The sequence below is a fragment of the Photobacterium rosenbergii genome, assembly GCF_003026455.1.
GTDB classification, from domain to species: Bacteria; Pseudomonadota; Gammaproteobacteria; order Enterobacterales; family Vibrionaceae; genus Photobacterium; species Photobacterium rosenbergii.
Genome location: NZ_PYMB01000002.1, coordinates 585685 through 606149 on the forward strand (window position 1 = coordinate 585685; position 20465 = coordinate 606149).

19 protein-coding genes and 1 riboswitch are annotated in these 20465 nt (G+C 46.1%); of the genes, 10 read left to right on the forward strand and 9 right to left on the reverse strand.

Going from position 1 to position 20465, the window contains the following annotated elements:
• Window positions 1-224 precede the first annotated feature (224 nt).
• The 3 genes from C9J01_RS09660 (at window position 225) to C9J01_RS09670 (ending at window position 2142) form a co-directional block, all read left to right on the forward strand.
• Window positions 225-887, forward strand: a complete 663-nt coding sequence (locus C9J01_RS09660) for an HAD hydrolase-like protein (RefSeq protein ID WP_107297914.1) — start codon at window positions 225-227, stop codon at window positions 885-887.
• 120 nt (window positions 888-1007) lie between these two features.
• Entirely contained in the window at window positions 1008-1637 is a 630-nt protein-coding gene (locus C9J01_RS09665; RefSeq protein WP_107297915.1) for a hypothetical protein, read from the forward strand.
• A 97-nt stretch (window positions 1638-1734) separates the two neighbouring features.
• Window positions 1735-2142, forward strand: a complete 408-nt coding sequence (locus C9J01_RS09670; RefSeq protein WP_107297916.1) for a nuclear transport factor 2 family protein — start codon at window positions 1735-1737, stop codon at window positions 2140-2142.
• A gap of 70 nt (window positions 2143-2212) precedes the next feature.
• Here the strand turns inward: C9J01_RS09670 and C9J01_RS09675 are convergent, their stop codons facing one another.
• The gene (locus C9J01_RS09675; RefSeq protein WP_107297917.1) at window positions 2213-3586 is read right to left on the reverse strand and encodes an alanine/glycine:cation symporter family protein; all 1374 of its coding nucleotides are present in this window, start codon (window positions 3584-3586) and stop codon (window positions 2213-2215) included.
• 100 nt (window positions 3587-3686) lie between these two features.
• A riboswitch (glycine riboswitch) is annotated at window positions 3687-3780 on the reverse strand.
• 814 nt (window positions 3781-4594) lie between these two features.
• Between C9J01_RS09675 and C9J01_RS09680 the strand changes: the two genes are divergently transcribed.
• On the forward strand, window positions 4595-5302 hold the full coding sequence (locus C9J01_RS09680; protein ID WP_107297918.1) for a response regulator transcription factor: 708 nt from the start codon (window positions 4595-4597) through the stop codon (window positions 5300-5302).
• A gap of 257 nt (window positions 5303-5559) precedes the next feature.
• Window positions 5560-6699, forward strand: a complete 1140-nt coding sequence (locus C9J01_RS09685; protein WP_107297919.1) for a J domain-containing protein — start codon at window positions 5560-5562, stop codon at window positions 6697-6699.
• Window positions 6700-6763: 64 nt separating this feature from the next.
• Here C9J01_RS09685 and C9J01_RS09690 read toward each other — a convergent pair whose 3' ends face one another.
• Together C9J01_RS09690 and C9J01_RS09695 are read right to left on the reverse strand one after the other, a co-directional pair.
• On the reverse strand, window positions 6764-9862 hold the full coding sequence (locus tag C9J01_RS09690; RefSeq protein WP_107297964.1) for an efflux RND transporter permease subunit: 3099 nt from the start codon (window positions 9860-9862) through the stop codon (window positions 6764-6766).
• Between the two features lie 2 nt (window positions 9863-9864).
• Window positions 9865-10989 (reverse strand): efflux RND transporter periplasmic adaptor subunit, encoded by a 1125-nt coding sequence (locus C9J01_RS09695; protein WP_107297920.1) that lies wholly within the window; start codon window positions 10987-10989, stop codon window positions 9865-9867.
• Window positions 10990-11117: 128 nt separating this feature from the next.
• On the opposite strand from C9J01_RS09695, the gene C9J01_RS09700 reads away from it, so the two are divergent.
• Window positions 11118-11729, forward strand: a complete 612-nt coding sequence (locus tag C9J01_RS09700; RefSeq protein ID WP_107297921.1) for a TetR/AcrR family transcriptional regulator — start codon at window positions 11118-11120, stop codon at window positions 11727-11729.
• A gap of 63 nt (window positions 11730-11792) precedes the next feature.
• Window positions 11793-12596 carry a transporter substrate-binding domain-containing protein gene (locus C9J01_RS09705; protein ID WP_107297922.1) on the forward strand — a complete coding sequence of 268 codons (804 nt, stop codon included), beginning with the start codon at window positions 11793-11795 and terminating at the stop codon, window positions 12594-12596.
• 35 nt (window positions 12597-12631) lie between these two features.
• Here the strand turns inward: C9J01_RS09705 and C9J01_RS30015 are convergent, their stop codons facing one another.
• The 3 genes from C9J01_RS30015 to C9J01_RS09710 all read right to left on the reverse strand — a co-directional run bounded on the left by C9J01_RS30015 (window position 12632) and on the right by C9J01_RS09710 (window position 14713).
• On the reverse strand, window positions 12632-12763 hold the full coding sequence (locus tag C9J01_RS30015) for a hypothetical protein (protein WP_261396925.1): 132 nt from the start codon (window positions 12761-12763) through the stop codon (window positions 12632-12634).
• Complete coding sequence (locus C9J01_RS29610; protein ID WP_158264520.1) at window positions 12760-12930, reverse strand: hypothetical protein; 171 nt, start codon at window positions 12928-12930, stop codon at window positions 12760-12762. The genes C9J01_RS30015 and C9J01_RS29610 overlap by 4 nt, the downstream gene beginning before the upstream one ends.
• Window positions 12931-13204: 274 nt before the next feature.
• Window positions 13205-14713, reverse strand: a complete 1509-nt coding sequence (locus tag C9J01_RS09710; RefSeq protein WP_107297923.1) for a Na+/H+ antiporter NhaC family protein — start codon at window positions 14711-14713, stop codon at window positions 13205-13207.
• 300 nt (window positions 14714-15013) lie between these two features.
• Between C9J01_RS09710 and C9J01_RS09715 the strand changes: the two genes are divergently transcribed.
• From C9J01_RS09715 to C9J01_RS09725, 3 genes are all read left to right on the forward strand, one after another.
• Window positions 15014-15613 (forward strand): HAD family hydrolase, encoded by a 600-nt coding sequence (locus C9J01_RS09715; RefSeq protein ID WP_107297924.1) that lies wholly within the window; start codon window positions 15014-15016, stop codon window positions 15611-15613.
• A 182-nt stretch (window positions 15614-15795) separates the two neighbouring features.
• The gene (locus C9J01_RS09720) at window positions 15796-16203 is read left to right on the forward strand and encodes a hypothetical protein (RefSeq protein ID WP_107297965.1); all 408 of its coding nucleotides are present in this window, start codon (window positions 15796-15798) and stop codon (window positions 16201-16203) included.
• Between the two features lie 116 nt (window positions 16204-16319).
• Window positions 16320-16649: a hypothetical protein gene (locus C9J01_RS09725; protein WP_107297925.1), complete on the forward strand. Its 330-nt coding sequence runs from the start codon at window positions 16320-16322 to the stop codon at window positions 16647-16649.
• A gap of 21 nt (window positions 16650-16670) precedes the next feature.
• Here the strand turns inward: C9J01_RS09725 and C9J01_RS09730 are convergent, their stop codons facing one another.
• From C9J01_RS09730 to C9J01_RS09740, 3 genes are all read right to left on the reverse strand, one after another.
• On the reverse strand, window positions 16671-17351 hold the full coding sequence (locus tag C9J01_RS09730; RefSeq protein ID WP_201797815.1) for a response regulator: 681 nt from the start codon (window positions 17349-17351) through the stop codon (window positions 16671-16673).
• Window positions 17348-18985, reverse strand: a complete 1638-nt coding sequence (locus tag C9J01_RS09735; RefSeq protein ID WP_237156925.1) for an ATP-binding protein — start codon at window positions 18983-18985, stop codon at window positions 17348-17350. Before C9J01_RS09735 ends, C9J01_RS09730 begins: the two co-directional genes overlap by 4 nt.
• 145 nt (window positions 18986-19130) lie before the next feature.
• Window positions 19131-20414, reverse strand: coding sequence for a 2-hydroxycarboxylate transporter family protein (locus C9J01_RS09740; protein ID WP_107297927.1), 1284 nt, complete (start codon window positions 20412-20414; stop codon window positions 19131-19133).
• Window positions 20415-20465: the final 51 nt, after the last annotated feature.

Sequence of the window (20465 nt, forward strand, 5' to 3'; positions counted from 1 at the left end):
TTTCGTGATTACACTTTGCGCAACTGTTGACTAGGTCGCAGGTGTTTTAATTGGTCGATAAGTGAACAATCAGTGAGCTGGCGTTTGAATCATATACTAAGATACTGACAAATAAGGCTTGATCTGAAACAAGCTTTTACAGATTAAGTTGGCTTTAGGGTTGCAACATTTTATTTACAAGCGCATTATCTTGCGTCGAGTACAGCGAGTCATAAGGATAAAAAATGGCAAATTTGTTTTTATTAGATATTGATGGGGCGCTGGTGGATTCCAAAAACCTAGAACTGAACTGCTATGTGAAAGCAGTCAAAGACGTTCTGGGTGTTGAAATGGACACAGATCTTTCCCATTACTCCAACCTTACCGATGCCGGTGTGTTAGATGAACTCATCGCCAAGCATGGTATTTCCGAAAGCCGTTCACTTATCCATCGTAAAGTAGAAAGCCGTTATTCTGAATTGGTTCAGCAGGCCATTAAAGACAGCCCAGAGACAGTCAGTGAAGTGATGGGGGCCAAGGCGTTCTTGGACCAGATGCAAGATCAGCAAGATACCCATATTGCGATCGCAACAAGTAGTTGGGCATCAACGGCAAAAATGATGCTTCGCGCGGCAGGAATCGATATCAGCAATGTGACGTTTGCTTCATCTTCTGATGCGTTGAGCCGTACTGAAATCATGGCATTGGCGGCATTTCGTGCAAAACAAGATTCAGGTGTGGTGTTTGATCGTCGTGTTGTTTTCGCCAATGGTGAGCGCAGCAAAAATGCCTCGCAAGAGCTTGGCTATGATTATGTGGAAGTTGGCAATGTATCGGGCAACCATCCACATATCCCGAACCTGGCGCATTACCAGGCAGCGTTTTCACGACTAGCGTTATCCGCTTAATCCTACGGGTATTAAGCGTGATGTGAGAATCATTCCAGATTCTTAACTCTTTGGGCGTAATGCGGAATTTTCTGCATATAGTATAAGCAGTTATTTTCTTTTCTTTGCATTCGAACTGCTATGCTAATTTTACGCCCAATGGGTCAATTATCCCTTTTCCTCTTTATTACCTCTCTGCTTCTATCTCCATTGCCCTTACAAGCGGCACAGGAGGAGGTCCCATACTGCCACCGTTATGCAGATTTTAACTTCCCTGACTACATGGCACTTTGGAATGAAGAAGAGCCAGAATTAACTGCATCCACCTATTTTTCTATGTTGAATATGGCGGCAAGCAGCGCAGATAAAACCTTTCTCAGTGAGTTATTCAGTCAAATAGGGCGTACTTTTCTAATACGTGAAGATTTAGAGCAAGCTAAATATTATCTGGCGCAAGCTGAAGTATATTTGGGTGATGCCGAGCCTAGGGCCCGGGCTTATTTTTTGAGGGAGAAAGCGCGTTACTACGCCTATAGCGAACAACAGGAACAAGCAAATGAATTGCTGCTTGAATCATGGGATATCTCTAAACAAGAGCAATATGAGCAATTGGCAATCGAAACAGCACTCGATCTTAGTGATAATTCGATAGCTAAGCTGAATCAAGAAGATAGGGATCATTGGCGGCAAATTGCGGAAAGGCTAGCAGCATCGACGAAAGATGAAAGGGCTAAAATCTGGGTTTTGCAGAACCAGTCTCGATTCATCTAATTGGTTTATTATCTATCTCCCATACCCTGAGGATTAGATAGAACCCTCTATAAGTTCTATGATAAATATTAGGAAAAGGAGCTTGGAGTAATATCACATGGATGAGAAGTGGGTTCTGCAATGGTTTAACGATGTATGGTCTAACGCTAACAGTACAATGCTGCAGGAGTTAGCCACCGATCCTTTTCATTTCCACGTGCCGGGTGGGAAAAGCTACCTTCTTAGCCATACCGAATACCTTAACTTTATAACGGTATGGGGCCAGCGTTTTAGGGATGTTAGCTTCCGTATTATTGATACCATCAAAGATGAGAATAAAACGGTCGTCGTTTATCAGTGTCATGCGTTGTATTGCGGTGGTTGGGCAAAGATCCCGGCGAAAAAACAGAAAGTCATGATGACAGGGATGGCTTATTTCAAACATCATGGGGACAAAATTGTTGATTGCCGACTTGAAGACAGCAGCTTTGACTTATATCAGCAACTCACCCGTCGCCTAGAATAACAACACCCCGTGTGATTATCTCAACACGGGGTGTTTTCGATTTTGCCAACGCGTTATGTATAACCCGTTATTAGGCAGTCTGTAGATTGGCAGGCGGTGGTGTCAGTTTTTGGAAAAACTCTCGCGTCTCCGTCACAATCACATCACGTAGCAAGATCAAACCAATCAGGTTAGGGATTGCCATCAAACCATTTACGATATCGGCAATCAGCCAAATCATATCCAGTTTCATAAAGGCACCTGCTGCAATCAATACCAAGAATAAAATCTTGTATGGCAGGATAGCTTTCACGCCAAATAGGTACGTGATACAACGCTCACCGTAGTAGTTCCAGCCAAGGATAGTGGTAAAGGCGAAGAACATCAGGCCGATAGTGACCATCATTGGACCGATAAAGCTTGAGTCCAAACCGCTAGCAAAAGCGTAGCTAGTCATTGCCGCGCCGGCGTAATCACTTTGCCATGCGCCAGTTACCACTAGGGTAAGGCCTGTCATGGTACAGATGATGATGGTGTCGAAGAAAGTACCCGTCATCGAGATCAAGCCTTGCTCCACACAAGAATCTGTTTTCGCTGCTGCCGCAGCCATAGGCGCACTACCTAGGCCTGATTCATTGGAGAACACACCACGCGCAATACCCGATTGGATAGCAAGCATAATACCTGCACCGACAAAACCACCTGTCGCAGCATGGCCAGTAAATGCCGACTGCACAACTAATTGAATGGCTTCAGGAATAGCGCTGTATTGAGAACCCAGCACAATCACACAGGCAATAATGTAGAACACTGCCATGAAAGGAACGACTTTACTTGCTACCTTGGCAATAGATTTCACACCGCCAAGCGTTACCACTGCAACGAGAATGGTCAGCACAATTACTGTGATTTCACGTGGAATTTCAAAGGATAGGTAGGCGGCATCAACAATCGCATTGGCTTGTGGGAAGGTACCGATACCAAAGCAGGCAACACCCAAAGCGAATACAGCGAACATGCGCGCTAGCCATTTTTGACCCGTCCCTTTTTCGATGTAATACATCGGGCCGCCCAGCATTTGTCCGTTGGCATCAACTTCGCGGTATTTAACAGCTAACAAGCACTCTGCGTATTTGGTTGCCATACCGAACAAAGCAGCCAACCACATCCAGAATAGAGCACCCGGACCACCGAGTTTGATTGCGGTAGCAACACCGACAATATTACCGGTACCAATGGTGGCAGAAAGTGCGGTACATAGCGCGGCAAAACTTGAAACATCACCGTCAGCTTTGCTGTTTTTATTACCCTTGAACAGGTAGCCCAAAGCGAGGGGTAGGTAGCGGATCTGGATCAGTCCAAGGCGAACTGTCAGGTAAATACCTGTACCTACTAGCAAAAGAAGTAGTGGTGGGCCCCAAACGAGGTTATCGATAGTTTGTAAGAAGTTATATAGTGGGTTCATTTTCTCTTTACCTTTAAACATCAAAGGAAGAGATAAAGAACAACAGTTATACCGTTGTATGGTGTATCAGAATGTTGGTGTTACTTTCTGTGCTGTTGATCTTATCTCCTCTGTCCTTTTGCCTGAGAGTTTCACCTGAAATCAGGTTTGCTCCTTCGGCGTCCGATTTAACGGATCTCTCCAGAGGCTCCTCCAACAACAGTCCATACCTTACTTAGCAATTGACTAAGAAGGTGCCTGAAAGATTTACTGACCATTGTTTGCAGTGACTGCAAACAGGATAGTGAGCTTACTTCTTCGGCGGGCTCGATACTTCGTCGTTTTGACGTTGTACTTGCCACTCTCCTGCTGTCTTCATCGGAACTCAAATTTGCCGAGACATACTAATAGATAAAAATGCGATTGTCTTCAAAAAATTCGACAAAATTTAAGAGGATGAATTGACGTGCTAGATAATTATGCGTGCGTTTTCATGTGTCGTGGGTAATTCGGCCATGTTTGGGTTGCTTGTTTTTTAGCCTGATTAAAACCTATCGCCTATAAAAATTTGTGATGCAGTTTGTGTGCGGTGTATGTAGGTTCACTGCAAGTGTATTGATATGGTCTTTTTCTTGCTTATGAGTTTTAGCACTATAATTTTGTGGTGTGAGCGGCGAAAAAAAGCAAAAGTTAATTTTAATAAAATACAGTACGGATTAATTTGTTAGATTTTTTTTGAATAAAAAAATCAAGTTAATTCACTTTTGCTATATCCCATGAGATTTTAAAGGCAGATATGCGTTATAAGCTGTTGAAGTATTCGCATTAGCAGAATATTTTGAGAAAACAGCGTTAATGTTGCAACAAATTTGCTGTCTGGAATTTTTTGGGTTTATAGACGTTAATTATCAATGTATCGTCACTTTTTTGACGGGCATAAAACTATAAAAAGATCGACGAAGATTTATGACAGGGAGAGTTCAGACAGACAAAACGTTTGTAACTTTCTTAATAGATTAAGGTGAAGCTGTGATTTGGGTTAGTTGTAGCCACTTCGATAAAGTGGCAGAAGCGAAAGAAAACCTTAAGATGTCACATGATGTGGTGGACGTCTCACCTTTTGAGCTGTTATCAACCATGACAGGTCAGGAGCTGATCTTCCTCGAGGTCATAGACTCAACGTCGAATGGTTTTGAATTACTGCAGTCGGTGAAAAGCCGATTTCCGCAAACAAAAGTCGTGGTGGTATACCATAGCCTAGATGCCGACCTTGCACTCAATGTGCTCCGCGCCGGTGGTGAAGATGTCATTGCGTCTAATGCGACCAAACAAGAGATTGATGCCTGCTTCAGTCGATTACACACTCACAATGTGGTTGCAGAGCCTGTACAAGGTTATGAGCAGCGTGAACTCTCTATACGGCCAGCACTTAAGATTATTGATGAGAACATTAGTTCCCCGTTGAGGGAAGAAGATCTCGCCAATGCTTGTCATTACTCGCCAACGTACTTTTCACGATTGTTCCATAACGTCATGGGTGTCACGCTCAAGCAGTATATTATCAAGAAACGGTTAGATTTAGCCTGTGGGCTGTTAAGCTCTGACCGGGAAAAGATTTCCCAGATTGCCCACTCAGCAGGCTTTAAAGATGTTTCTTATTTTTCTCGGGTATTTAAAAAGCATATGGGCTGCTCGCCGGGTGAATTCAGGATGCGAAAACACAACTTACATACCTGAGTAATCAACCTAAAATGACCAAATAACAACCTATTACAAAAATTGATAGGTTGTTTTTGCTTTTATTGAGTTCGAAACCTCAACTTCTCCTTCCGAAAGTCGATAATATTCCCTGTTTTTATGAATCGATAAGGTTTATTGCTCCTTGCTATGGGTAAATACCAAAGGGGCAAATTACTTTTAGTAAGATATGTGTTTGTCTGCATATAATAAAAGTGGGATGTTAGTTCAAAAAAGATGCTTGCGGTAAGAATGGAATGACGACGTATTTCGATATTTTAGGAGTTAAAAAGAATACGCCTCTGGCTGATGTAAAGCGACGTTATAAGTTGCTTTCTAGCCGGTGCCACCCCGATAAAGGGGGCTCCAAGTCAATTATGCAGATGCTCAGCCAAGCCTATGAAAAGGTAATGACGGGTCATGGCCATGAAGAAGCAGTTCATGTGGTTTACCTGAAGTCTAATGAGCAGACAGTGGTATGGAAGAAAAAGTGTCAGCAACTTGAAGAGCAATTTACTGAGCTTAAGCAACAAAATGAAGAATTAGAAAGAAAGCTGAAAGCTGCTCGTGAAGAGCTTAAACAAAAAGCCACACCATCTGATGACGAAAAAAACTATAAACAGATGATGGAAGAAGACATGCAAGCTTTGCGGAGGGAAAACCGCCGCCTGCAGTCAAAAGTGGATAGCCTACGTCTTGAAAAACGAAGTGATAGTAAGGAGATCACCAAGTCAGAGCTCCCTGGCCAGCTTGTAGCGGCGTCACAGAAACTCACGCCTGCGGTTGCCAGTCAGATTAAGGCTATTGGCAGAAGTCGTTACTGGGCACGTTTAGCAGTGCTAGCTATACCCATTGCTTTGGTATGGATAGCGATGGGTCCAGGCAAAGAGCCGTTGATGAATGTGTGGAATAGCCTTAATCCGCCACCGCAAAAAGTCAGTAAACCGTCTATGCGTCTGCTTCATCACGATCCAAGTGAGAATGAAGAAGATGAAAATAAGAAAACAGCCTCGACGGAAAACCTTCAGTCTGCTGAAAAGAAAATTGTGCCTGTTATCCAGTTGAGCAATGAAGTGGGTATTTGGCAACTAATGAAATTTGCCAATACGTCGAATTATTACATCAGTGTGCGTAGTGAAAAGGGATCGTATGTGATCAAAAGCTGTGAAGGCGATTTCCAATATTATAAAAACACCTTGCAGCGTTCGGGGCGGATGGCCGCCAACCTCATTTATGCCCGTGACGAACGACATTTTGAAATCTACGATATTCCTTATGGTAATGGCTCTTTTGCACATAATTGGGCCAAGAGTAAGAGTCTGCTGATCAATAACGAATACTTTCCGAATAACAATTTCGCCTCTTCTTACAGCAACTTGCAACAGCATTGCCAATAATAGAAAGCCAGCACAACAGGTAGGCCTGATGTGCTGGCTTGTTTCTATCCAATCAACCTACAAGTTAATGTGCAGTAGTACTACTTAACTCGACGTTGCGTACAGCTAGTGGCTTGTATTTGACCGCTAGCTTGAACGCGGCTGGGACAAAGTAAAACGAGACTAGGGTTGTGAGCAGGGTACCACCTGCGATAGCGACGGCAAATGGTGGCCAGAAGCCACCTCCTGCAAGGATCAAAGGCATGAACCCACCGATAGTCGTAATGGTTGTCGAGGTGATGTGGCGGGTACAACTCATCACGGCGGTAACAATGGCATCAAGGTTACCTTCGCTGGCTTCAGGGCTGCTCTTGAGTTCAGCCAGAATCACGATAGCGGCATTGATAGCAAGGCCGACCAGACCCAGTAAGCCGATAATGACAGTGAAGCCAAACGGATAGCCGAAGGCTGCCACCGATAAAAGACCTAACCCAGCCGATAGAATACCGACAAAGAAGATCACCAAACTTAATCGGAAGGAATTGAAAGACAGCACCACGACCATGATCAGAAGGGTGATCACCATAGTCAGGTTGGCCATCAAATTACCAACTGACTCATTTCGCTCTGCCGACTCACCACCAAACTCAATGCTGTAGCCACTAGGTATGCTTGCTTGATATTTCTCAAGCTCTGCTTGGAAGTGGATCAAAGCCGTTTGCGGTAGCACACCGGCTCGGATATAGCCTTCAATCACGTTTACACGTTGCCCATTTCGGCGCGGGATAGCACCTCTGCTAGGCGTTAGTGATAAATCAGCTATCGCGAATACAGGCAAACCCATCAAGTCGCTCTCGGATTTCACCGGAAGCGGTAGGCTGCTCAATTGACTCATATTTTCCCGGCTATCATCACTGACCCTAACACGCACAGGAATAGATTCGGTTGCTTCGATAATACTGCCGCTTTGCCGTCCGGTGAAGGTAGCTTGAAGTAGGTCAGCAAAATCTTTAAGGGTCAGTCCGCTTAACTGGCTCGCCTCTTCGTTGACGTTTAGCCATACCTTAGGCGTTCCTGGTTGTAGGGTTTCCCGGGTATGGGTAACGTTAGGTGTGCTAGCCATGATGAGGCGGATATCTTCACCAATCGCTTTGAGCCTGTCTAGGTTAGGGCCATACAGTCGCACTTCCAACGGTGCATTGAAGGGAGGACCTTGTTCAAGCTTGCGCACCAGGATTTGTGCATTGGGCATTTGTTTATCAAGATCTGCCTGCAGGGCTGGGATCATGGCATTGGCAAGCTCGAAATCACGGACTTTGACCATGGCTTGGGCAAAGTAAGGGGCACCTTGTTGACGGCTAACTAGGTTGTAGTAAAACGATGGGAAATTACCGCCGACAACCCAACTTACCCGTTTCACACCTTCGTATTCTGCCATGATTTCATCAACCTGTTTGGTGGCTTCCGAGGTCGCAAAGATGCTGGACTGAGGGGGCAAGAACACCTGTATTTCGAACATATCCCTATCTGATGGTGGGAAGAACTGTTCCGTTAAGGTTGTTGCTGCCCAAAAACCGGTGAAAGGCAGGATACAGACTAAACCAGCAGTGATCAGCGGGTGTTTGATGGCATAAAGAATCGAGCCTTCAAAACGTTTGCTCACCGCAGGTATTACGATACCAGTATGGTACCAACGTTGACCCTGATTGATCGAAGGTAATAACCGAGAAGCAAAACCGGCGACTAATGTATGTGAGATTAGATAAGAGCCAATCAGCGAGAAGCAAACGGTAATCGCGATAGCACCGACGAATTCGCCGGCAGGGCCTGGCATCAGGAATATCGGTGCAAAGGCCAATACAGTGGTTAATGTCGAGCCAAGCAACGGGATCCACAAGTGGCGGATAGCCTGCATAGCAGCTTCAATTTTGGCTTTGCCTTGTTGGCGGTAATGCTGGATGGTATCAACCATCACTATCGCATTGTCGACCATGATACCCAGTGCAACAATCAACCCGGTGACCGACATTTGATTGATGGGAAGCCCGGTGAATTTCATCATCGACAAAGTGACTAGGCTAGTAAGTGGCAGGGAAATGGCAACAATGATCGCCGAGCGGATCCCCAATGTCAGCAGCAATACGACCAGGATGATCGAAAAGCCGAGCAGCAAACTTTGGTTAAGATCGGACAGGCGGGTTTCTGTATAGCTTTGCTGTTCGAAAATCACATCAACCGACACATTGGAAGGCAATTGTTGACGGTATTGATCTAATAACCGATTCATCCGATCAGTCCACTGATCGACACGAAGCGTAGGTTGCATTCGGGCAGCAACAATGATCGCAGGCTTGCCGTTTACAACCCCGATTTCAGATGGAGGGGAGGCTGCTGTACGCTCTACTTCGGCAATATCTTCGATACGGATTAAGAACCCGTTGTCATCCATTGCAATTGGGACGCGACGGACCCTGTCGAGGGTATCCAACGAGTCGGAAACTTCCAAGGCAAATCTGTTATTACCATTGACCAACTCACCGGCTGAGTTTTTGGCATCTGCTTGGTCTATTGCTTGTGATAATGAGATTGCAGAGCGTCCAAGGGCGCTGGTAGCGGCAGGATCAAGAGTGACTTGAATTTCTTCATCAGGCAGGCCGTATACATCAACAAACTCCACACCGCTCATGATCCGCATGCGGTTGCCAAGCTCAATGGCGTAACGGCGTAAAGTCAATAGATCTGGCTGGCTCTCACCTTGCCAGGTCAACGCCGTGATCATGGTGAAGGCATAGCCATGCTCGTTTTGTAAATCGGGCACAGACGATCCTGCGGGCAATGAAGGCGTAACATCAGACAGTTTATCCCGGGTTCTCGACCATACGGGTTCAGAGTCGGTGATCTCGTCATTGAGCTCTACTCGAATGACGGAAATACCAGGCCGTGATACAGAAGAGAGCTCTTTGATCTCTTCTAACTGACGCAGCTCGGTTTCGATCTTCTCCGTGATCAATGCTTCGACCCGCTCAGCCGTCGCCCCAGGGAAATGGGTGATGATGCTGGCATGGCGGTTGTGGATCACTGGGTCCTCGGCCCTTGGTAATGTGGTAAGCGCAGAAAAGCCTGCAACGACCAAAAGCACAATGGCTAATACCAATAGGCGGGTATTGCTGATTATGGCTTCCATCTTCATAGCGCGGCCTCATCGCGGTTAGTCAATGGAAGTGGTAACTTTTTTACCGGTTGAACTGCCTGACCGGGGACAAGGCGGTGAAGCCCGTCTGAAATCAAACGCTCTCCGGATGATAGCGCACCAGTGACATAAGCATACTCAGCGTTAGCGTGTAGCACCTGGATGGAACGGCGTTCTACAACATGCTGGTTGTCCTCATCACTCATCACGAACACATTCCAAACACCACGAAGGCCATCTGTCATTGCAGAGAGTGGGATCCAATAACCGGGTTTGTCATGTACATCGCTAAACTGCAGGTAGGCCAGTTGGCCGTCAATGACCTCGGCAGACTCTGGCAGGGCAAATCGCAACTTCACAGTGCGTGAGCCGCTGTCTACGCGAGCGCCAGGATTAAGCAAGGTGACAGGGTAACTATCAGGGCCAACACGTAACTGCCAATCGCTATGGCTTATTAGCTTACTAAGCTGTTTGGCAGGTATACCTATATGGGCTTCTTTGCTGGTGGAAGCAAGGAGGGTAAGTGTCGGCGATCCAGTGTTAATCACATCCCCTTTGGAAACGAACCTTGCGCTGACAGTACCATCGTAAGGGGCATAAACTGTCGACTTATCTTGCCTTAACTGGTTGGCAGCCAATGAGGCTGTTAGCTGTCGGTAGTTAGCTCGTAGTGCATTCCGTTGGCTGTTGAGGGCATCAATTTCGGAATCCGCACTAAAGCCTTTTTTCTTCAGTGATTGCTGACGCTTTAAGTTCGCTTCGACCAAGTCCAGTTGAGCGGTAATTTGTGACTGCTGAGCGCGAAGCTCATCGGCTTGGGTGATCAAAAGTTGAGTATCTAAAACGAGAAGAGGCTCACCCGCATTGACGCTGTCACCAACATCAACCAATATCCGAGCGACTTTACCGCCGAGCTCGACACCTAAATTGGCTTGTTGCCCAGCCTGCACCATTCCGACGTACTCACGTTCGACGCTGTAGTGATCGGAAGGGTCTAACGTGAGCGTATTTACACTCAGTAACTGATTAAATTGCTGGTCTGGTGGTGATGTATTCGAGGTGTTACACCCTGCTAGCAATGCGGAACCTATCACGATACCGGCTACTGTTATCCTTTTCATCTTGCCCTGCCTTAAGTTACTAAACTAGACTGTCCAGTCCATATGTTTAAAAAATATACCATCTAAACTAGACTGTCCAGTTTGATTGTATTAAAACTACTATAGAGTTGTTAATTAAGGGTGAGCGTGTGTTAACTGCCAGAAGTGCCCAGAAAAGGGAACAAATATTAAAGGCCGCAACGGATCTGTTTTGTGAGCAAGGATATGGGATAAGCATGGAGGCTATTGCTGTAAGGGCTCAGGTTTCTAAGCAAACGGTGTATTCGCATTTCAAAACCAAAGACGATCTGTTTGATACCTGTATCCGTGCCAAATGCACGGCAAACCAACTTGATATCAGTTTGTTGGATGACCCAAGAGAGCCAGAACAAGTGCTTGTAGAGTTTGCTTGGCGATTCCAGAACATGTTGTTGAGCGAAGAGGCTTTGAATACCTATAAAACGGCTGTCAGGCAAAGTGATACCCATCCTGATTTGGCCAAGGTATACCTCAATGCCGGGCCGAGAAACACCACTGAAATGGTGGCGGGGTATCTTGGGCAATTGATAGCAAAAGGGGTATTAAGGCCTGATCTGAACTGTGCCGATGCTGCTTTGCAATTCTTGCTGATGTGCCACGGGAAAGTGGTGTATTGGGCTTATCTTGGTCAGGAAAGCCAAGAGACAGAGCAAGAACGCCGTGAGTACCTAAGAACATGTGTCTCAATGTTTTTACAAGGCTATAAAAGTTCTACAGCTTAAATTTGCCAAAACAAATTACTGCTATCTTTATAGATAACTTTGTTAATAGGTTCAGAGGCATCTATGAAGGCATGGTACATCAAAAGTGGAGCGCTAATTGTTTGTATTTTGATGGCATTGCTTTCTGGAGTGACCCATGCAGCAAAAAGCCGCCTGACAGAGATCCTAGATAGAGGCACACTCCGGGTAGGAACAACAGGAGACTGGAGCCCGATGACTATGCGGGATCCTGCCACAAATTTTTACCGTGGCTTTGACATTGATATCACCACCGAGCTCGCCAAGGATTTGGGCGTAACGGTGGAGTACGTGCCGACAACTTGGAAGAAGTTGGTCAATGGTGTCGTTACAGACAAATACGACATGACGGGAAGTGCCTCATTGAACATGCACCGTGCCAGGTTGGCCGGATACAGCGATACCTATTACCACCTTGCCTTTGTCCCGGTAGTGACCAAAGCCAACGCCAAACGCTTTAGGAAGTGGAGTGACTTCAATGCATCCTCCGTCATCCTAACTACTACAGCGGGGACGGTGCAGCAAAGCCTTGTTGAAGAACTGCTGCCCAACGCGAGAAAACATGCCAGCGAGAATGCCAAACTTACCCATCAATACCTACTTGATAATAAAACGACAGCCATTGTGACCTCGAATATCGAAGCGGCGACTTTGGTAAAACGCTATCCACAACTGAGTGTGGCCAAAGTCGACGGTATGCGTTTGCCAACGCCGATAGCGATGTTGTTACCTAAGGAAGATCAGGTGTGGATCAATTACGTCAATCACTGGATCGAGTTGAAGCAAACTCAGGGTTTTTTCGATCGTGTGGCGAAAAAATGGGGCTTAGTTGAATTGGATGTGAAATAAGGGGCTAGTTCACCATTCCGTTGATAGCCTTGGTATTAATCTTTACCTAACCAACGTGCTATCCCTGCGCCGACAAATGTCATCACAATGATGAACAAGCCGACTCCAGCGATACCTGTTTGGCCAACTCTAAACGCGATATCGACAGCTGATCCGAACATATTCATTTGTGTTTCCTTTTTACCTTAGGCAGGGCAAGTAAAAGCTTTTTAAATGGGGCTGTGATGATATGCCCAACACTTAACGCAGCGGCAATTGCGCATTGGAAAATCACAATGCCAGCCAAGGCCTTAGATAGGGCAATAACAGTTGTTAAAATATTAACTATATTCATTTGCTTACCTCGTGATTATCTCGTTGCGGCCACAAAAGGTTTTCATTCTGCGCTATACCGTCTATGGCCCATCATAGCCCTAGTAGCCAACAAGGATTACCCCTCCACCCGTCTGGTTTTAGTACTATTCCGTCAAAAGGAGCGTTGTTCAGTCAACGTTTAGTACTATTTCAAAATGTCACGTAATGTGTGCTTTCTATATCTGGCTTTGGTTTTGTACAAAAACGCAAACAGCCAGCAAAGGTAGCTGGCTGTTGCTTAAAGGAAGGATTAACTAGCTCGCAGTGACTTGGGCCGTTTTTTGGCTGCTATGCCACTTCGACAACAGGAACACCAAGCAGGCCTGGGCAATAAGGGCTACTGCCAATACGACAGGGCTTTGCATCAAACCAGCTGCGATGAAGCTGACTAAGGCGATTGAGCCATTGAGTAGGGCATAAGGCAATTGGGTTCTGAAGTGCTCGAACTGATCACACCCGGAGCCTGTCGAGGACAAGATGGTGGTTTCAGATATCGGCGAGCAGTGATCGCCAAACAAGCCACCAGATAGCACAGCGCCAATACATGCATACAATGGGGCATCAATAGCAATGGCTGTCGGGATCACCAGAGGCATCATAATGGCAAAGGTGCCCCATGATGATCCTGTCGCGAAAGAAATGATTGCGGCTAACAAGAAGGTGACTGCTGGGACCAACCAGTAAGGAAAGCCTGCCTGAGCTTGCTCGGCAATGTAGGCCGCCGTACCTAATTCTTTGCCTACACTGCTCAATGTCCACGCCAGAATAAGTACGATTGCCACTTGCATCATGTTACCCATGCCTTTGAGGTATACGCTGATGCCGTCACTGAGCTTGCGTACTCCATAAAACGCCATTAATGAAATTAAGGTAATGGCTGCAAAGAAGTAGGCACTGGAAAGGGCAGCTCGAAATACAGAGCCTGACACTTGTTTGAATGGGAAGCCCAATGGTGCCAGCATCATGATCAGCACCAATGCCATAACGATCAATGGCGCGAATACAAAAGAGGCTTTTGCATTTTTATGCGTAAAGGTGTTGAGTGTTTCGCTGCTGGCTCCGGTAATAATACCTTGCTGCGCTTTTTGCTCGGCAATGGCCATCGGACCGAAATCGAGCTTTTTGAATGCTACCAAAGGGACAATGAAAATGGCCAAAAATGCGTAGAACTGGAAAGGAATTGCCTTGACGAAGGCTTCCCAGTCAGTAACGGCGACATCCAGAGCGGTGAACTCTTTTTGCAGCAAGCCCATGATATAAACACCCCAACCAATAAATGGGATCAGTATCGCGACTGGGGACGAAGTGGAGTCAATAATAAAGGCTAGCTTTTGGCGTGACAGCTTTAGCTTGTCAAACAGCGGGCGGAAAACCGGACCGACGATAAGTGGTGTACCTAAGTCGGAGAAGAAAATAAAAATCCCACCGAACCATGAAGATAGCTGGGCACGGCATTTTGTACTTACCCAGTGGGTAACCTTTGAAGCAAAAGCCTGACCACCACCTGATTGTTCCATCAAAGCAACAAAGCCACCAATAAACACCAACAGGACGATGACGCCGGCGTTATAGCTGTCGGTGAGCTGTGGAACAAGGTAATCCTTAACCAAGGTACCGAAAGTATCGAGTGGAGCAATGCCGTTCAGCATCACGACACCGCTAAATACACCGCCAAACAAACCGATAACAACGTTTCGTGTAGTGAGGGATAAAGCGAGGGTAATGATAATAGGGATAAGTGAGGTTATGTCGGGTTGGGGCATGTCGCGTTCCTTAGCTGTACATCCAAAATCAAAAAAGGCTGGGTGAATATCAATGATAATATTATGAATATATATACAAAATACTTGCATGTATAGCGTCTTAGAGAAGGTTTTGCTCTTTTTTATGGATAATTTAGATATATTTGCTCAAAAGATAACCACTGGCTTCTTTTGCCTCAGGGTTTTGATGTTTACATCAACCGCTTATTGCAATATAAGTGTCATATAGTGTCGTTAGGATGCACGGGTGTCTTGGAGGTCAGACGACTGAAAAGAACGGCTAAATAAACAAGGAGAAACATGGATTTATCAAGCTACAAGGGTATCATTTTCGATATGGACGGTACGTTGGTCGACTCTATGCCGGCGCACCTGGAAGCATGGGAGAAAACCTGTGCAATTCACGAGATACCTTTTGATCGCGATTGGTTCTACAACCTAGGCGGCATGCCTAGCAGCAGGATTGCCAATGAGATCAACCGAAGCTTTCGCCAGAATTTCGATACAGAGCGCTTGGCGAAAACCAAGTACAAGTTTTACGATGAAATTGCCCACAAGGGTGAAGTGATTGAACCTGTTTATCAGGTCTTGCTCGATAACAAGGGCAGCAAGAAAGTGGCAGTGGGAACGGGTAGTCGCCTGTTTAATGCCGAGCCGCTATTAGACCAAACCGGCATCTTGCCTATGCTCGATGCACTGGTTACCGCCGATGATGTGGTCAACCACAAGCCGAACCCAGATACCTTCCTCGAAGCAGCCAAGCGAATCGGTGTTGCTCCGCAAGACTGCGTGGTATTTGAAGATACAGAGTTAGGCCAAAAAGCAGCTTTGGCAGCCGGTATGGACTGTTTCCTAGTCGTGGACGGCAAAATCACCACTTTGACCAAGGCGTCTCGCTAACTGGCGATAAAGCCCCTAGTTAATTGCGACTATTAAGGGTATTCTTCACCGCATTGTTTGAATACCCTGTCATTGCCATGAATCAACCTTCAAAACCTGCCTCAGATACCTCTTCATCAGCAGCTAGAAAGCCATCGAACTCAAAGCCACGAAAACATTCGGGCCAAGATGAGCAGTTTGGTATGTCCGAAACACGTTTCTGGATCCAGCGCCTAAGTAAAACAGCTATTAGGGCTATGCATATTCTTGGTATTGCTGGCAGTGCTGGTGGTATTTTATATAGTGTCGAGAAATCGTTGTGGTTGCACTGGTGGATAATGGCAATGGTTACTGGCGTGATCATGACAGTGTTGGAAATCCGTCAATCTCGATTATGGCTAATCCAACTTAAAGGTGTGCTGACGTTTGTTAAACTCGGTTTGCTCAGTAGTTTTTTCTTTATCCCACAGCACAAACCCGAATTGTTCATTGTCATCCTTGTGATGTCGGTTGTGATCGCTCATGGTCCAGCGGGGCTGCGTCATTACTCTATTTGGCACCGCCGCCGTATTGATGAGCCGAAAGGCAAAAAAAGACAAATGAACGGATAAATTTGTCGGCCTGTTGGGTAAAAAGTCTTTTATACAAGAATTGAGACACAGTAAGTAGAATCCCGCACTACACTGATTATTGGGCATTTACCAAATATGTGTGTAGGAGACCGGTTGTGAAAAAATTACTGCTTGTGACTTTTTTACCCCTGGTAATAGCAGGATGTAGCAAAACTGTAGACCAGCGTGCTGACGAATTTGTCGAGGCAAGCTTTACCTTATGTGGCTCCAAGGTTCAGTCATACGCCCAAGGCGATGACGGCAAGATCCGCGTCGTTTGTGAAAATAACAGCTACTTTTCGGTCAAGGACCAAGATACTTTGGCTTACATGCATGAGCTAAATGGTGCTTACTGCCGGGGTAAAGGTTTCTCTGCTTTCCATGAGCGCAGCCGCTATTTCACCTTTACCTGTATGGGCGAGAAGTCTTTCAATATTCCTAAATAGCCCGCGCTAATTAACGGGTTATTAGCCTAACAGTTGGTAGAGCCGCTGCGGCCTGCCACCTGTTTTGTAATTCAATACTAGCTTTATCATTCCTTCTGTTTCCAAAAACTCTAGGTAACGGCGGGCGGTGACTCGGCTGACATTCATCTTCTTGCCAATGTCTTCGGCTGAAAAATCCTGCAATTGCTCTGTGACTAATATTTGCTTCAAATTCGCCAAAGTTGTCGCATCGATCCCTTTCGGAGTATTGCGGACCGGGGCAACAGTTGATTTACGGAAGAGTTGGTCGATATCGCTTTGATCGACAGTTGCAGCCGTCGCTAGAGTTTGGCGGTAGTTCAAATAATCATCCAAAGCCTGGTTGACCCGTGACATTCGAATTGGCTTCACTAAATAATCCATCACACCCAGTTGCACAGCTTGCTCGACGGTGGCGGCTTCTCGTTCTGCAGTTGTCATGATAAAACTGCAGGTCACGTTCTGGCTGCGGAGCTCACGGATAAAGGCTAAACCATTTCCGTCGGGTAGGGTAATGTCCACGAAAACCAAATCTGGCTTGAACGCTTCAAACTGCATGATAGCTTCGGCGTAGCTTTCACTAACAGCGACTACTGTAAACTGTGGATGCTGATTAATGGTTGATTCAAGGGTATAGCTGGCACGGATATCGTCTTCCAGCACCATCACCGTTGTCTTTGTCATAGGCGTGTCGTTATTTGTTTGTCTAAGTACAAGCTAAACAGAGTGGTTTCTTGTTCAGTACGTTCCCAGTCGATACTACCATGGAAGTAATCGACCAGTTGGTTGACGAGGTACAGGCCAACCCCATTTTGCTGGTCATCTTGCTTGCTGCTGACCCCAAACTCGAGAATAGAATCGCTGATCTCATCGGGAACACCGATACCTGAATCCTGCACTTCGATAATGATGTGCTGGTTACGGTCGCTCAAGTAAAGCTGGATCTCTGCAGGCTTTTGGTTACGGTTCTGCCAAGCGGCAAGCAGGGCATTGTCGATGAGGTTACCGATGATGGTTACCAGTTTTTCTGATGCCGCTTTTTCGTAACTCGACAGGCAGGTATCTTCATCAAGGGTAAAAGTGACACCGAGATCTGAGGCTTTGTTGAACTTAGCCATCAACAGGCCAGCAATTGCACTGTCATTCACTGAAGTGACAATGCTGCGAATAATCGATTGGTAGCTATCGGTTTCCTGCTGGATAAAGTCGACCGCTTTATCGAAGTTACCGAGCTGCAGCATTCCAGATAATACATTGAGTTTGTTGGAGTACTCATGGGTTTTGCTGCGCAGTAACTCGGCATAGTTTTTCAGATAGACGATTTCGCGTTCAAGTTCATCCTGATTCAGGTTGGCATAAAACACAATCACATGACCGCGGATCCCTTTATTGTGCTTGATAGGGTAGATGTCAGCACGGTAGGTATGCTTGCCAATGTTGAAGTTACCTTGGTGAAAACTGTCACTCTCTGCTAATACAAGGTGACTCAATGTCGCAGAGAACGTAGATAACTGTTGGTTAATGTAATCATGCGGCCCCAGTTTTCCCATTGAGATCATCTTACTGGCACTGTGATTCATGGTGGTAATACAGTGGTTGTTATCAATGGCAATGATCCCGTCGCGAATGCTGTTGAGGATCATCTCTCGCTCACGGAACTTATGAACGATAATCTCCGGTTCATAATCCAGAAAAGTACGCTTCATCTTGAACACGAAGGTGCCAGTGATCGTGACGCCAAGCAGGTAAACAATCGCTATCAGTCCGGCAATTTTGCCAAATTGCTCCATCAAAATACCAACACTGCGATCATACATGTACCCGATATTGACCACGCCGATGATCTGGCCGTTATCTGTGATGGGGGAAAAGTTACGAATTGCCTTACCCAGTGTACCTGAGGCGACATTGGTGTGGTCTATGCCTTGGTTAAGCGATGGGTAGATATCGTCACCGTTAAAATGCAGGCCAATTTTGTCGACATCAGGGTGGGTTAAGCGCAAGGCCTGCTGATCGGTAACAACGATAAAAGAAGCATCGGTTTTGCCCCGAATATCTTCGATATATTGCTGCAGTTCAAACGGCTGGTGGTTGTTTTTGGCCTTGACCGCTTCAATCACAACGGGATCATGAGCCAGCACCCGAGCTAACTCCAAGCCCCTTTCTTCAATACCGTTAATGTGCGCATTCTGCAGCAGGTAAAAGATAAAGGTCGTCACGACAACAACGATAGAAGAGGTTGTCGCAAGCGTTGTAAGGGCGAGGTAGCTCTTGAGTTTCATTGAACGGGTAGTCTGGCTAAGCACTGGATTTGGCACGGATTATAACTGCTATTATGGAGAATACTGTGCTAGATATCTTTTATCTAACCTGTTTTTTGATAAATGGTGAAAAACAAATATTGAAGAAATGGAAAATGCCGGGCTGCATAGCTAACCCGGCATTTATTCACACAAATTGGTGTTATTTGAGTAATTCAATAATCATGGTGGCTAATATCAGCATGAAGGCACCACCGATACGTGAGGAGATCTGAGCAAACGGCATCAGTTCCATACGTTTACTGGCTGCCAGTACTGCTACATCACCCGTACCGCCCATGTTCGCCATACAAAGGCCAGCGGTAATAGACGCTTCGATTGGGTTGAAGCCCATCAAGCGGCCAATAATCGCTGTACCTACAATTGCACCTAGAACCGTGGCGAAAACCATAAGAAAGTAAACCAGACTTAGCGATTCGATGATCTGGTTAAGATCGGTATAGGCCACACCGATACCAACAAGCAGGGCAGGAGTTAGGTTATCAACCACGAACTTGTACCAACCATGTGCTGCGCGCTCAAGTTCGCGAGGCATCAAGCCAGCGACTTTAACCAAGGCAACAAAGATGATCATTAACGCGTAAGTGTGCATGCTGATCACGCTGCTTAGCATTGAGCCAACAAAGTACATGGTGATTGCCAATAGCGCGCCCACACCCAATACATTGATTGAAATTGGCTGCTCTTCCACTTCTTCTTGCTTCTCTTCGGCTTTACCACGCATAAGTTGGCCATTACCAGTTAGAGAAGGGAAGAACTTGCCAACCTTATCAAGTAGGCCTGCCATTACAATAGCAATCGCGTTACCAATAGCCAGGGCCGGTACCATTTTTGATAGCAGAACTTCCGCAGACATACCGGTATTGCCTGACATGATCTCAACCAGAGGTACCGCGCCTGCACCCATGCCGCCGCCCATGATAGGTAGGGCAATCAGCATGACCGATTCCATAAAGCCGTGGCCCAATGCTGCACCAACAACGCCAGCGAACAAGAAAGCACACGCAACACCGCCCAAAATAACCGGGATGTACTTAAGCGCGGCTTTCTTCAATACATTGGTGTCCATGCCCAAAATCGAACCGGTGACCAAACTGGCAATAAAGAAAGACAAAAAGCCACCGCCTTTGACGAAGGTAGTAATTGTCTCGGTCGTTTCTTGTGGAAGCAGGCCACTGTGGAAAATGTAAGAAGAGCCAAAAATGATAACAATGGCACCGCCACCAAAGAACTGGTTAACGATAGGGGTTTTATCACCAGCGACATTCAAGATATAGCCGACGACAGCCATTACGCCGATAGCGCCGATGATACCTGTTGGCATATGGTTTTGCGCAGTAGCTAGCAGGATCACTGCTGCCGAAAGCGCAAAAATCACATTCATCATGCGTTTGTCACTTTGGGTCATGGTGTTATTGGAAAACATAATTCACCTGTTTTACGTGTTGTTGTGGTTTGGGCGTAGTCTAACAACATG